This is a genomic window from Methyloversatilis sp. S146-33 (assembly GCF_059552495.1).
Map to the genome: position 1 here is coordinate 13648 of NZ_JCANOT010000038.1, position 11817 is coordinate 25464.

The 11817-nt window shown below is 68.4% G+C and carries 11 protein-coding genes; 4 read left to right on the plus strand and 7 right to left on the minus strand.

The annotated features are described in order from the left end of the window. The first annotated feature begins 31 nt into the window (after positions 1-31). Both AC51BJ_RS15815 and AC51BJ_RS15820 read left to right on the plus strand, forming a co-directional pair. Complete coding sequence (locus AC51BJ_RS15815; protein ID WP_496280860.1) at positions 32-1276, plus strand: methyl-accepting chemotaxis protein; 1245 nt, start codon at positions 32-34, stop codon at positions 1274-1276. 263 nt (positions 1277-1539) lie between these two features. Next, the gene (locus AC51BJ_RS15820; protein ID WP_496280861.1) at positions 1540-2646 is read left to right on the plus strand and encodes an FUSC family protein; all 1107 of its coding nucleotides are present in this window, start codon (positions 1540-1542) and stop codon (positions 2644-2646) included. A gap of 21 nt (positions 2647-2667) precedes the next feature. Here AC51BJ_RS15820 and AC51BJ_RS15825 read toward each other — a convergent pair whose 3' ends face one another. Further along, on the minus strand, positions 2668-3327 hold the full coding sequence (locus tag AC51BJ_RS15825) for a pyridoxamine 5'-phosphate oxidase family protein (RefSeq protein WP_496280862.1): 660 nt from the start codon (positions 3325-3327) through the stop codon (positions 2668-2670). A 155-nt stretch (positions 3328-3482) separates the two neighbouring features. On the opposite strand from AC51BJ_RS15825, the gene AC51BJ_RS15830 reads away from it, so the two are divergent. After that, positions 3483-4106: a c-type cytochrome gene (locus AC51BJ_RS15830; protein WP_496280863.1), complete on the plus strand. Its 624-nt coding sequence runs from the start codon at positions 3483-3485 to the stop codon at positions 4104-4106. 128 nt (positions 4107-4234) lie between these two features. Here AC51BJ_RS15830 and cybH read toward each other — a convergent pair whose 3' ends face one another. Together cybH and AC51BJ_RS15840 are read right to left on the minus strand one after the other, a co-directional pair. Beyond that, on the minus strand, positions 4235-4939 hold the full coding sequence (gene cybH, locus AC51BJ_RS15835; protein ID WP_496280864.1) for a Ni/Fe-hydrogenase, b-type cytochrome subunit: 705 nt from the start codon (positions 4937-4939) through the stop codon (positions 4235-4237). A gap of 35 nt (positions 4940-4974) precedes the next feature. Continuing rightward, the gene (locus AC51BJ_RS15840) at positions 4975-6639 is read right to left on the minus strand and encodes a methyl-accepting chemotaxis protein (RefSeq protein ID WP_496280865.1); all 1665 of its coding nucleotides are present in this window, start codon (positions 6637-6639) and stop codon (positions 4975-4977) included. Between the two features lie 340 nt (positions 6640-6979). On the opposite strand from AC51BJ_RS15840, the gene AC51BJ_RS15845 reads away from it, so the two are divergent. Beyond that, entirely contained in the window at positions 6980-7630 is a 651-nt protein-coding gene (locus tag AC51BJ_RS15845) for an SGNH/GDSL hydrolase family protein (RefSeq protein WP_430433566.1), read from the plus strand. A gap of 10 nt (positions 7631-7640) precedes the next feature. Here the strand turns inward: AC51BJ_RS15845 and AC51BJ_RS15850 are convergent, their stop codons facing one another. The 4 genes from AC51BJ_RS15850 to AC51BJ_RS15865 all read right to left on the minus strand — a co-directional run bounded on the left by AC51BJ_RS15850 (position 7641) and on the right by AC51BJ_RS15865 (position 11816). Further along, on the minus strand, positions 7641-8450 hold the full coding sequence (locus AC51BJ_RS15850; RefSeq protein ID WP_430433565.1) for a DUF6502 family protein: 810 nt from the start codon (positions 8448-8450) through the stop codon (positions 7641-7643). A 108-nt stretch (positions 8451-8558) separates the two neighbouring features. Further along, the gene (locus AC51BJ_RS15855) at positions 8559-9272 is read right to left on the minus strand and encodes a 4'-phosphopantetheinyl transferase family protein (protein WP_496280866.1); all 714 of its coding nucleotides are present in this window, start codon (positions 9270-9272) and stop codon (positions 8559-8561) included. Positions 9273-9274: 2 nt separating this feature from the next. Then, a complete protein-coding gene (locus AC51BJ_RS15860; RefSeq protein WP_496280867.1) occupies positions 9275-10042 on the minus strand; it encodes a thioesterase II family protein in 768 nt (255 codons plus the stop codon). Beyond that, on the minus strand, positions 10032-11816 hold the full coding sequence (locus AC51BJ_RS15865; protein ID WP_496280868.1) for a fatty acyl-AMP ligase: 1785 nt from the start codon (positions 11814-11816) through the stop codon (positions 10032-10034). The genes AC51BJ_RS15860 and AC51BJ_RS15865 overlap by 11 nt, the downstream gene beginning before the upstream one ends. Position 11817: the final 1 nt, after the last annotated feature.

Sequence of the window (11817 nt, forward strand, 5' to 3'; positions counted from 1 at the left end):
TCCGCACACCAATTTTCCGCCGGGAACGCACATGGACTTCATCTCTCGCAGCATCCGCAACAAGCTTCTGGTCATTTGCGGTGGCGGCACCGCGGCGCTGCTGGTCGCCGCAGTGGTCGGCCTCGGCGTCGAGTGGTCGGCCATCGACACGCTGACCGGCGACATCACGCGCGCCGAGGCGCTGGCGATCCGCGCCGCCACGCTGAACAAGCTCATGCTGACCGGCGCCGCCTTCGCGGTCGTCGTCGTCGTCGCCTTCGGCCTCTTCCTGTGGGCACTGCAGCGCACCATCATCGGCCCGGCGAAGACCCTTTCGTCCGATCTCGAACGGCTGGCCCGCGGCGACTTCCATCAGCCGGTCGCCTGCACGACGCGCGACGAACTGGGCGCGATCGCGCAGAGCGCCGAGCGCATCCGCAAGGATCTGGGCGCGCTGGTGCTGCAGCTCAAGCAGTCGGCGCAGTCGCTGGTCGAGGCTTCAGGTGTGGTCGGCGGCGAATCGCAGCGGGTAGCCGCCGCGTCGAGCGCGCAGACCCAGGCGGCCAGTTCGACCGCGTCGTCGATCGAGGACGTGACCGCCGCCATCCGCATGGTGGCGGACAACGCCGGCAACGCGGCGCGGCAGGCCGACGAGTCGCTCGATCAGTCGACCCGGGCGCAGACCCATCTGACCGAACTGCGCGGCTCGATCGGCCGCACCGCCAGCGTGATGAACGAGGTGTCGGGCGCTGCCGACGCCTTTGTCGAGAACGCCCGCCAAATCACCGAAATGACGCGCGAAGTGCGCGAAATCGCCGACCAGACCAATCTGCTCGCGCTGAACGCAGCGATCGAGGCGGCACGCGCCGGAGAACAGGGCCGCGGCTTCGCCGTGGTGGCCGACGAGGTGCGCAAGCTGGCCGAGAAATCAGGAACCTCGGCCGCCGCGATCGACACCATCACCCGCTCGCTGTCGGAGCGTGCCGCCGGCCTGTCGGATGCGCTGACGCAGGGGCGCAACGCCGTCGGTGTCGCCGAGTCGTCGAGCGACTCGGCCGCCGGCGTCATCACCGTCGCGCACCGCGCCGTAACGGTTGCCGCCGACGAGGTGCGCGCCATCAACCAGGCGCTGGAACAGCAGAGCCGCGCCGCCAGCGATATCGCCGGCAACGTCGAGCATATCGCCAGCATGTCCGGGCAGAACCAGTCGGCGGTGAATACGCTCGCCAGTTCGGTCACCCACCTGCAGTCTCTGTCCTCCCGCCTCGACGAACTGACCGGGCGCTTCCGCCTGTAACCTCCTGATGCGATGCGCGCTTGCTGCGCCGGCAATGCGATAAGTCTTGCGCAGCACGCTGAACGGCCGGGAAACAACCTGCGCCCGGCCCCTGCAGGGCGCAAAGTTGAAGGTGCGTGGCCCCTTTCGCGACACGAACCGCGCAGAACGCGGACTGCCCGGCCGCTGAGCATCTGCCGGCCGGGCGATGTGGCGGCGGCGTTCCCGCCGACGGTGCCGACCGATTAACCTGTCGGACAGATCCACCTCCAGAAGGACCGTCGATGGTTTCACCGGGCGCCTGGAACCGCCTGAGGGCGACACTCGCCGCCGAAGTGCGTCAGCTCACTACGCTGCACGCGAGCGACCGCGCCTGGCAGATGCCGTTTGCGGCCGCGCTGGCCACCGGTCTGCCGCTGCTGGCCGGCGCGCACTACGGGCGTCTGGCCGACGGACTGGTCGCCTCTCTGGGCGGTCTGGTCTTTCTTTACCTGCCGGCGACACCGCTGTCACATCGCATGGTGTCCCTGATGGCGAGCGCCTTCGGCATGGTCGCCTGCTACGCGCTGGGCGCGCTGAGTCATCTGCTGCCGCCGTCGCTGGCGCCGCTGCTGATTCCGGTGCTGACCTTCGTCGCCATCGTCGTCACCATGGTGTGCCGCGTCTATGGCATGGGGCCGCCTGGCAGCCTGTTCTTCGTCATGGCGGCCGCGATCGGCGTCTATACACCGGTCGAACCGGCAACGCTGCCGGCGCGAGTCGGCCTGATCGCGTTGGGCTGCCTGCTCGCCTGCCTGATCGGCTTCGTCTACAGCCTGCACGCACTGCGCCGTCGTGCGCCGGCACCGGTGGTTCCGCCGCCGGCGCCGACCTTCGACTTCGTCGTATTCGATTCGGTGGTGATCGGCGTGTTCGTCGGCATTTCGCTGGCGCTGGCCCAGGCACTGCAGCTGGACAAACCCTACTGGGTGCCGGTGAGCTGCCTCGCGGTGATCCAGGGCGCCTCGCTGCGCGCGGTGTGGAACAGGCAGCTGCAGAGGGTGCTGGGCACCGGTATCGGCATGGTGCTGGCGTGGGGCATGCTGATGCTGCCGCTGGGTCCGTGGAGCGTGGGCCTGGGCGTGATGGCGCTGAGCTTCGTGATCGAGGCGATGGTGGTGCGTCATTACGGCATCGCGGTGGTGTTCATCACGCCGCTCACCATCCTGCTGGCCGAGGCCAGCACACTGGGCCACACCGTGCCTGGCCCGCTGGTGCTGGCGCGCTTCTTTGACACCCTGCTCGGCTGCATCGTCGGACTGGCCGGCGGCATCTGCCTGCACAGCCCTCGCTTCCGCGAGATCGCCAGCGGGCCGCTGCGCCGCCTCATCCCGTCTCGCCTGCTGCGCTGAGCCGGTGCGAGCGAAGCCGGGTCAGGCCTCCGGGTGGCCGGTCTTCACTTTTTCCATCCACTCTTCGATCGCAACCGTGCCGGCGGCCTGGGCACGCGCCGCATCGGCGGGCGGCAGCACGTCCTGCACGAGGTCGATGCGCTTCCACTCGGCCAGCGGCGTCTCGCAATCGGCGCGCGGCACGTAGCGCGAGCGGTCGACGCGCTGGTAGCGGTGGATATAGCGCGGACAGTTCTGCCACAGCTCGGACAGTTCGACACGTACGACGAAATCGGCTTCGCTGTAGAAGGCCATCATCGGGTCGTCGCGCGACACCGTGGCCCTGCCCTGCACGCGGATGCGGTGCGGCTTCTCGAACGAGATGAAGAGCAGGCCGACCTCGGCGTTCTGCGCGATGTTGCCGACCGAATAGAACATGCCGTTGCCGTCGTAGCTCGGGAACACCAGCGTCCTCTCATCGACCACGCGGACGAAGCCGGGGTCGCCGCCCTTGTACGACACCGTCGGACGACCGCGCGCATCGACGGTGGACAGGAAAAACATGTCCATCGATTCGATGAAGCCCCGACTGTCGTCGTCGAATTCGGTGCGGCAGGCCAGTTCCTCGATGCGGTCGGCCATCGCGCGGGTGCCGAACTCGTCCTGGAAGCTGCGGTGCTGCGGGTCGTACAGTCTGCTCACGGATGCGTCTCCTCGGGTGGTTCTTGTTGAACACGCAGCATGCCACGAAGCGGCAAAGCGTCGGCACAGGACTACACCGCGCACCAGCCGGTCACATCCGGCCTACCATCGTCTACAGGGATCGATTCCCACCCACAACAGACTGGAGGATCGCCATGAAAACCACGCATCTCGCCGTCGCAAGCCTTGCCCTGCTGCTCGCCGCCTGCGACAAGCCGCAGGATCCGCCGAAACCCATCACTGCCCCGTCGGCCGATGCCGCCGCACCCGCGGCTGATACCGCCGCGCCTGCACTGCCCACGCCTCCCGCCGCAGCGCCGCTGCCCGATGCACCCAGCCCGGGCGCGACGCCGCCCTCCCCGGCCGAAACGATGCAGAACGCGCCAACCACGCCGAACGGCAAAACCCCGCCCGACACCACGGAGAACGCACGTCCGATTCCGTCCGGCCAGCCCGCTCCTGCTCCGGCATCGGGCGCCGCGCCAGCGGACGGCACGGCGGTCGCCGGTGGCGATATCGTGAAGGGCTGGAAGACCTGGCGCTCGGCCGCCTGTGAGCGCTGCCACGGTCCGGCGCAGGAGGGCATGGTCGGCCCGTCGCTGATCGAATCGCTGAAGAAGCTTTCGAAGGACGAAGTACGGCACGCGGTGATAGACGGCCGGCTGGAGCGCGGCATGCCGGGCCACCCCTACCTCGCCGACAAGTTCGACGACCTGTACGCCTACCTGAAGGGGCGCTCCGACGGCAGCGTTCCGAAGGTGCGGCCGGAAGGCGCCTGATCCTGCGTGCAGCCGGCGGGCGCGTGTCGAAGGAGGTGACAGCGCCCGCCCGGTAGCGACATCCGGCACGGAATCTTCATCTCGATCCGCGACCTGCGTAGTACCGAGCCGTCTGCGCGCAGCGCGCGTCAGTCGCGGAAGGAGCGCCAGCCGCTGATCATCGTCGAAATGATGCTCTGTCGGCTCATGATGTCCTCGCGCAGCGCGGCATACACATGGACGAGGATGAAGCTGAGGAGCAGCCACAGACCCAGGCGATGCAGGCTGTGCACCGTCTGGCTGTCGCCGATCAGCCACAGCACCCAGCCGAACACGACACCGCTCCAGTGACCGTGGCCGGCGCCTTCGCTGTACAGTGCGAAGCCGGTGAAGATCATGAACAGCGTGCCAAGCACGAACAGGAAGAACATCATCACCGCGGCCAGCGGGTTGTGGCCGACGTACTTCTTCGGTCTGTCCTCGAGGAAGAAGTACCAGCGCAGTTCGAACATGACCTCGCTCCACCAGGCGAGCTTGAACAGCGGCGGCATGAAGATCTGCCGTGCGTGCTCGTTGCCGACCAGCGCCCAGTAGATGCGCCCGGCGAAGCCGATGGCGAGGATGTAGCCGGCGGCGAAATGGGTGAAGCGCACATAGCCCATCAGATACATGCCGGCGTCGTCGCCCGGCAGCATCAGGAAGGGCGTACCGATGAAGTAGCCGGTGGCCATCAGCACCGTCATCGCCAGTACGGTGATCCAGTGCCACAGCCGCACCGGTGCTTCATAGACATAGACCGCGTGCTGCGTGCGTCCGCCCTGGGCGGCCTGCTGCATCTGTTCGTGCGAAAGCATGCTGTTCTCCCGAACTCGGTTGTCGCGACGGCGGCTCAGGCCGCCAGCATCAGTTCGGCCGGCACGCCGGCGCGCAGCGTGCCCCAGTTGCGCTCGCCGCGACGGATCGGCAGCGCGATGTCGAAATACAGCGTGCCGTCGTCGGCCGCGAAGGGCTGCATCAGCAGCGCGCGCTCGCTCTTCGCCGCGCGCTGGGCGATATCGGCCGGCGCCGGACAGTTGCCGGTACTGCCCAGCACCTGCCCCGCCGGATTGGTCACCAGCGCATAGCGCAATGCGCTGACCTCGCCCCTCAATGCGCCGAGCGCGCGCGTGACCTCCGGCAGCGCGGCGACGCGACCGGCGCGCGGGGCGACCTCCTCGCCGTCGTCGTCAACCAGCACGGTGGCCGCACCGGCGACCGCGGCGCTGCATTCGTCGCGGTAGCGGCCGAGCGCGCCGACGATGGATTCGAGCTGGTCGGAGCCGACGCGGAACGAGGCCGCCAGATCCTGGATGCGTTCGGTCGAACGGCTCACCTTGGTCAGGTTCTGTTCGCCGTCGAGCATCAGGCTGGCCACCTGGTCGCAGCCGGTATGGATGTCGCTGACCAGCGTATGGATGCGGTCGTTGGTGTCGCTCAGGCTGCGTATCGCGTCGCCGGTGCGGGCGATCCGTTCGCCCATCACCTCGTACTCGCCGACCATGCTGCCGAAGCGGCCGGAGGCGCGCCGCACCGCCTCGCCGGTCGCCAGGATGTGGTCGCGGATGTCGTCGGTTTCGCTGCGCGTGCCGGCAACCAGACGGTTCATCCGGTCGATGTTCTGGCTCACGCCCTCGGTCGCCGCCTTGACCTGCTCGGCCAGCGAACGCACCTCGTCGGCGACGACGGCGAAGCTGCGGCCGTTCTCGCCGGCGCGCGACGCCTCGATCGACGCGTTCAGCGCCAGCAGATTGGTCTGGTCGGAAATGCTGCTGATGATCTGCACCACCTGACTGATTTCAGCCGACTGGTTCTGCAGCTGCTGCACCGTGCGGTTGAAGGCCTGCACGCGCGCCTCGAACTCATCGACGCGGGCGGCGGCCGACTGCAGTTCCTCCAGCGACACGCGTGCCGCCTGCAGGTGGCGCGTGGTTGCCTCGTCCAGATCATTGGCGTGCTGGCGCGCACTGTCGACCGCGCTGCGCGAGGTTTCGCTGGCGGCGAACACCTGTTCGGCCAGCGCCCGTTGCGACTGCGCAAGACCTGCGGTGTCGCGCAGCGAGCGGGTGAGGTGAGCGGTGTGGCAGGCGGCGCCCAGCGTGCCGCGGCGCACGCGGAACACCATGTCTCGCACGCGCCCGTCGCGCTCGGCGATGAGCTTGCTGATCGCCTTCACCGGCGAACTTTCCGGCAGCACGAACTCGCTCGACAGATCGTTCACGTCGCGCCCACTGTCGGCCAGCGCGTCCGCCATCAGCGCGATCGTGTGGTCCATCTGGCGGATGTAGAGCGCGTCGGCGAAGGCGATCATCGCGCCGGCGGCGCAGGCCAGCAGCGCAGCGGCGCGCGGATTCACCAGATCAAACGCGGCGGCCAGCCCGAACAGGGCGAAGAACAGCGCACAGAAGGCAAAGCTGCCCATGCGCATGGGGTTCGACCGCCGCAGGTCGACGCGCTGCGCAGGGGGCGCCACCTGCTCGGTCAGGCTGTCGGGCAAGGTCGTGGAGCGCTTGGTCATGGTTGTCTCTCCAGCGGTGATGGACGGAAGTCGCTGCCCGCCGGTTCTCCTCCAGTACAGGCAACGACCGACTTTACGGCGTCCTCCGCACTGCCTTGAGCACCCGGAACTGTCCCCGAATCCGTGACAGATGGCGTCTGCACGCCGTTGCAAAAGGGATCACCCAATCAGCGAAGTCGATTCCATGGACATGCGAAACAGCGGCTTCTGCGCCTCCACACGGACAATCAAGCCATGCTGCCGGCGGACCGCACGCACGCGCACGGCATTTCCGCATCGCACCATCGGCGACGTGTCAAACTGGCAGTGGCACTCATTTAATTTTTTGATGGAGGCATTGATGCAGCAAATACTCGTCTATGCCGATTCGCTGTCCTGGGGCATCGTGCCGACCACGCGCCAGCGTCTGGACTTCGACCTGCGCTGGCCGGGCGTGATGGAGAACGTGCTGAACGGCGACCGGCGCCGCGTGCGCGTAATCGAGGACTGTCTGAACGGGCGTCGCACCGTGTGGGAGGACCCGTTCAAGCCGGGCCGCAACGGCCTGACGGGGCTGGCCCAGCGCATCGAAATCCACTCACCGCTGTCGCTGGTGGTGCTGATGCTGGGCACCAACGACTTCCAGTCCATGCACCCGCATACCGCCTGGCACTCGGCCCAGGGCACGGCAACGCTGGTGCGCGCGATCCGCGAAGCGCCGATCGAACCCGGCATGCCGGTGCCGCCGGTGCTGGTCGTCGCACCGCCGCCAATCAGTTCGCCCAAAGGCCCGATCGCAGAGAAATTCGTCGGCGGGGAAACGAAATGCGTCGGCCTGGCCGATGCGCTGCAGACGGTATGCACTGAGCTGGGCTGCGCCTTCTTCGACGCCGGTCGCGTGATCAGCGCCAGCCCGCACGACGGCGTGCACCTCGATGCCGACCAGCACGCACTGCTCGGTGCTGCATTGGCCGGACAGGTCGAACAGCTGGGCGTGCTGACTGCGTACTGAAACGTCAGGCTCAGCGCTGCCTGTCGTGCTCCGCGTAGACGTAGACGCCGACCGTGAGTCGCCGACCTGCATCGTCGGCTGACCGGGCGCCCGCGCCTGCGTCGCGCTCCAGCGACTGCAGGGCCTTTGCACCCAGTTCTGAAGCCCGTGCATGCAGCGCCGACGCTGCCGCCGCCGACAGCCCGCGATAGTGCGCGCCGCGCTCGAACCACGAATCGCCCTGACCGAGCAGATTGTCGACGGCCGCCATCGCGTGGTCACCGACGTGCAGCGCGAAACGCGCGAGCTGCTCGTCGGCGCCCTCCTGCGGCGCGAAAGCACCGGTATTCAGCACGACCTCGTCGCGCGTATTCAGGTGGGCAATCCCCAGTCGCAGCCACTCGTCCAGCACGGGTCGCGCACGGATGTCCTTGCTCACCGACGCAACCAGCGCTTCGAACGAGGTGCCGCCGCCGGCGCTCGCCAGCCGCGGCAAGGGTCGCGCCCCGCCGGTCGCATCACGCCAGGGCGCCTGCCCCAGCCAGCGGCTGATCAGTTGCGCGCCAAGCGACACATTGCGCGGCAGATCTGCTTGCGCGCTGGGCAAACTGCGCAGCCGCTTGACGTCCTTGCGATGCACGCCGGTCTGCAGGCTCACCCGGCTGTCAGTGACCGGTCCGTCGCGTCCCGCATCCTCGATTGCGACCTGCACATAGACGCGCTTCAGCAATTCGACAGCCAGCGGCAAGGTGACGCCGCGCGCCAGCATCAGGCGCACCACCGGGCGCAGCACGGCACGCAGCGTCGAGGTCAGGACGGCAGAGCTGGAAGGGTCTGTCATGTGCGGGACCGGATTCGGGTGCGCAAAAGTATCCCACAGTCCGGTTAAACAGGAGTACGAATCATTCCCATCATTTCGTAACCGACGGCCGCGGCACCGGGACTGTTGCTAGCGCGAGTGCAGGACCTCGACACCGCGCAGCGAACAGATGACCGACTCGATCCGCACCTCCTGCACAGCGTCTTCCTTTTCGCCCAAGGCGCAGACCGACAGCACGTGCTCGCGGGCCGAGCGGCAGTGCAGACTGTGCGCGGCGACCCGCTCACCGAGCAGATGAAGCGGCCCGGCATCTGCACCCAGCGTGAGCGTGTCGAAACCGCGCGCCAGACCTTCGCCGGTGGCCTTCACGTAGGCCTCCTTCGCCGTCCAGTGGATCAGGAAGGAGCGCTCGGGGTCGCTCTCCGCCATCACGCGCGAGCGTTCGCTCGCCGTCAGAGCGGCCTGCATGACCTGCGGCATCGACACCCGCATGGGCACCGACTCGACGTCGACGCCCACCGGCGCGCTGCCGCACAGCGCCAGCGCGACATGGCTGTCGCAATGGCTGATGTTGAAGTGCAGCGTATTGCCCGCAAGCACCGGCTTGCCGCCCGCCTCACAGGCAAAGCTCGGGGCGTGGCCGAGCAGCGCGCGCATCACGAGACGCTTCAGCGCGTGCGCTGCGATGAAAGCGTCGCGACTGGGCGAGCGCAGGATGGCGCGCGAACGGCGCTGTTCCTCCGGCACCAGCACCGCGCGTTCGAGCTGGCGCAGGCTGACGGCATCGTAGGCCGCCATCGGCGATACGAACACCCGCACCGTACCGGAGGGAAGCCTGTGCACCGTCAGGCTGCCTTGGCGCGCAGACCGCGCGCCGCCAGTTCGCACAGCAGTGCAGCCACCGCGGCACGCTCGGTTTCGACGAAGAAGTGGCCGCCCGGATGCATGTGCAGCGCAAAGCGCCCGGTGCATTCCTCGTGCCAGCCGAGCAGGCCGGACAGCGGCACACGCCCGTCGTCGAAACCGCCGGCGACGGTCAGGTCGATATCCAGCGGCGCCGCCCGCGCGTAGTCATAGCCGGCAATCAGTTCGAGATCCTGCTGCAGCACCGGCAGCATCATGTCGATCACCGCGTCGTTGTTCAGCACGCTGTCCGGCGTGCCGCCGAGGTCGCGCAGATACTCGACCAGATCCTCACGCCCGAAGCGCGGCAGCCCGAAGGTGCGCGGATGCGAGGGCGCGATGCGGCCCGACATCAGCGCCGCAGCCGGCAGCGACCGGCCGCGACGGCGCAGCGCGCGCAGCAGTTCGAAAGCGATCAGCGCGCCGAGGCTGTGGCCGAACAGCAGGTCCGGCTGCACGCCTTCGGTGGCCAGCGTCTGCGCCAGCCCGTCAGCCAGCGCAAGCAGCGACGACGGCATCGGCTGGCCGTAGCAGCGACCGCGCCCGGGCAGTTCGAGTGCCAGCAGCGTGAGCTGTCCCTCGATCAGCGGCTTCCAGGCGAAGAAGGACTGCGCACTGCCACCGGCGTAGGGCACGGCCAGCACCACCGGTGCGCCGGCACCGGCGTCGCAGATGCGCACCAGCCGTCCGGCCGCGGTCTCAGGCGGCATCGAGCGCCACCGCCACGTCGATCACGTCGAGCGCAGACTGCTGATGCAGCTGCTTCATCAGGCTGCGCTGCACCTTGCCGCTGGTGGTCTTGCGCAAGGTCGCCGGCGCGATGAACACGATGTCGGCGATGGCCACGCCGTGCTCTTCCGACACCGCGCGCCGCACCTGCATGCGCAGCGCCCTGGCGATCTCCGGCAGTGCCCGCTTCAGTTCGCGGTCGGCTTCGATCACCGCCACCAGCCGGCGCTGCTCGCCGCGGTCGTCCTCGAACACCGCGCAGCTCTGCGGCTTGATCAGCGGATGCGACTCGACGATGGTGTATTCGACGTCCTCCGGATGCAGGTTGCGGCCATCGACGATGAGCAGGTCCTTCATCCGCCCGCACAGATAGATCTGGCCGTCGTCGGCACCGATGAAGCCGATGTCGCCGGTGCGCATGTAGCGACGACCCGGCTCGCCGGCGATCTCGGCGCCGAAGGTGGCCGCACTCTGCTCCGGCAGCTGCCAGTAGCCCAGCGCATTGGTGTCGCCCGACACCCACACCTCGCCCAGGCGATCGCAGCCGAGCCGTAGGCCGTTCGCCGGATCGACGATGGCGACCTCGATCTCGTCCGACGGCAGGCCGCAGCCGACCACGGTGCGTCCGCTCGCACCGAGGTCCTCGCGCACGCGACCTTCGGTCTCCGCCGCCTGCGCGTCGATGCTGCGCACGCGCGGCATTTTGCTGACCGGGCCGCCAGACACGAACAGCGTCGCCTCGGCCAGGCCATAGCACGGCAGCATGGTGGTGGGCCGGTAACCGAGCGGGCCGAAGGTGGCGGCGAAGCGCTCCAGCGTCGCCGCGCGCACGACGTCGGCGCCATTCAGCGCGATGCGCCAGCTGGACAGGTCGCAGCCATCGAGCCGGCCCGGCTGCCAGCGCTGCGCCGCCAGTTCGTAGGCGAAGTTCGGCCCACCGGCCAGCACCGCGCGGTAGCGCGAGATCGCGTCGAGCCAGATCAGCGGCTGGCGGACGAAGGTGTTCGGGCCCATCAGCACCGTTTCGTTGCCCAGCATGACCGGCAGCAGCTGGCCGAGAATGAGGCCCATGTCGTGATGGTGCGGCTGCCAGAACACCGTGTTCGACGTGTGGTCCAGTTCCCACGCGGTGCGCATCATGCGCAGGTTGGTGGTGATGTTGAGCTGACTCACCATGACGCCCTTGGGATGCGAGGTCGAGCCGGAGGTGTACTGCAGGAAGGCGATACGCTCGTCGGCCGGCGGCGGCACGACGCCGGCTGCGGTGGCTTCGTTGCGCAGCATGTCGGTGGCCAGCCAGGCCAGCGGCAGGTCGGCGTCGACGGACAGGATGTCGCGCAGCCCCGCTTCCAGCGACGACACGGTCAGCGCGCGCCGGCAGCCGCAGTCGCGCAGGATGCGCAGGCAGCGATCGACGCGCCGCCGGCTCGGCAGGTTGAGCGGCACCGCGACGCGCCCGGCCAGCAGGCAGCCGAAGAAGGCGACGATGAAATCCAGACCGGCCGGATAGAACAGCGCAACGCGGTCGCCCGGCCCGCCATGCGCCGCCAGCACGGCCGCGATCGCCGTGCTGCGCCGCCAGGCGTCGCCGTAGGTGAGCACGTCCTCCTCGCGGCCATGCTCGTCGAGGAAGCGGAACAACACCCGCTGCGGGTGCCGCGTGGCACGCCGCTGCAGGATGTCGGTGACCGACAGCGCGGACACCTCGTCGTACAGGCCGGCAGCGAGATCGTCGGTTTCGATGCGCGCATCCATG

What these genes read in the sequence shown, in the direction of transcription:
- AC51BJ_RS15830 (WP_496280863.1), top strand. Translation starts at nt 3,483, where the DNA reads ATGAAAACCACGCATCTCGCCGTCGCAAGCCTTGCCCTGCTGCTCGCC.
- AC51BJ_RS15865 (WP_496280868.1), bottom strand. Translation starts at nt 11,816, where the DNA reads ATGGATGCGCGCATCGAAACCGACGATCTCGCTGCCGGCCTGTACGAC.
- AC51BJ_RS15815 (WP_496280860.1), top strand. Translation starts at nt 32, where the DNA reads ATGGACTTCATCTCTCGCAGCATCCGCAACAAGCTTCTGGTCATTTGC.
- AC51BJ_RS15820 (WP_496280861.1), top strand. Translation starts at nt 1,540, where the DNA reads ATGGTTTCACCGGGCGCCTGGAACCGCCTGAGGGCGACACTCGCCGCC.
- AC51BJ_RS15845 (WP_430433566.1), top strand. Translation starts at nt 6,980, where the DNA reads ATGCAGCAAATACTCGTCTATGCCGATTCGCTGTCCTGGGGCATCGTG.
- AC51BJ_RS15850 (WP_430433565.1), bottom strand. Translation starts at nt 8,450, where the DNA reads ATGACAGACCCTTCCAGCTCTGCCGTCCTGACCTCGACGCTGCGTGCC.
- AC51BJ_RS15860 (WP_496280867.1), bottom strand. Translation starts at nt 10,042, where the DNA reads ATGCCGCCTGAGACCGCGGCCGGACGGCTGGTGCGCATCTGCGACGCC.
- AC51BJ_RS15840 (WP_496280865.1), bottom strand. Translation starts at nt 6,639, where the DNA reads ATGACCAAGCGCTCCACGACCTTGCCCGACAGCCTGACCGAGCAGGTG.
- cybH (WP_496280864.1), bottom strand. Translation starts at nt 4,939, where the DNA reads ATGCTTTCGCACGAACAGATGCAGCAGGCCGCCCAGGGCGGACGCACG.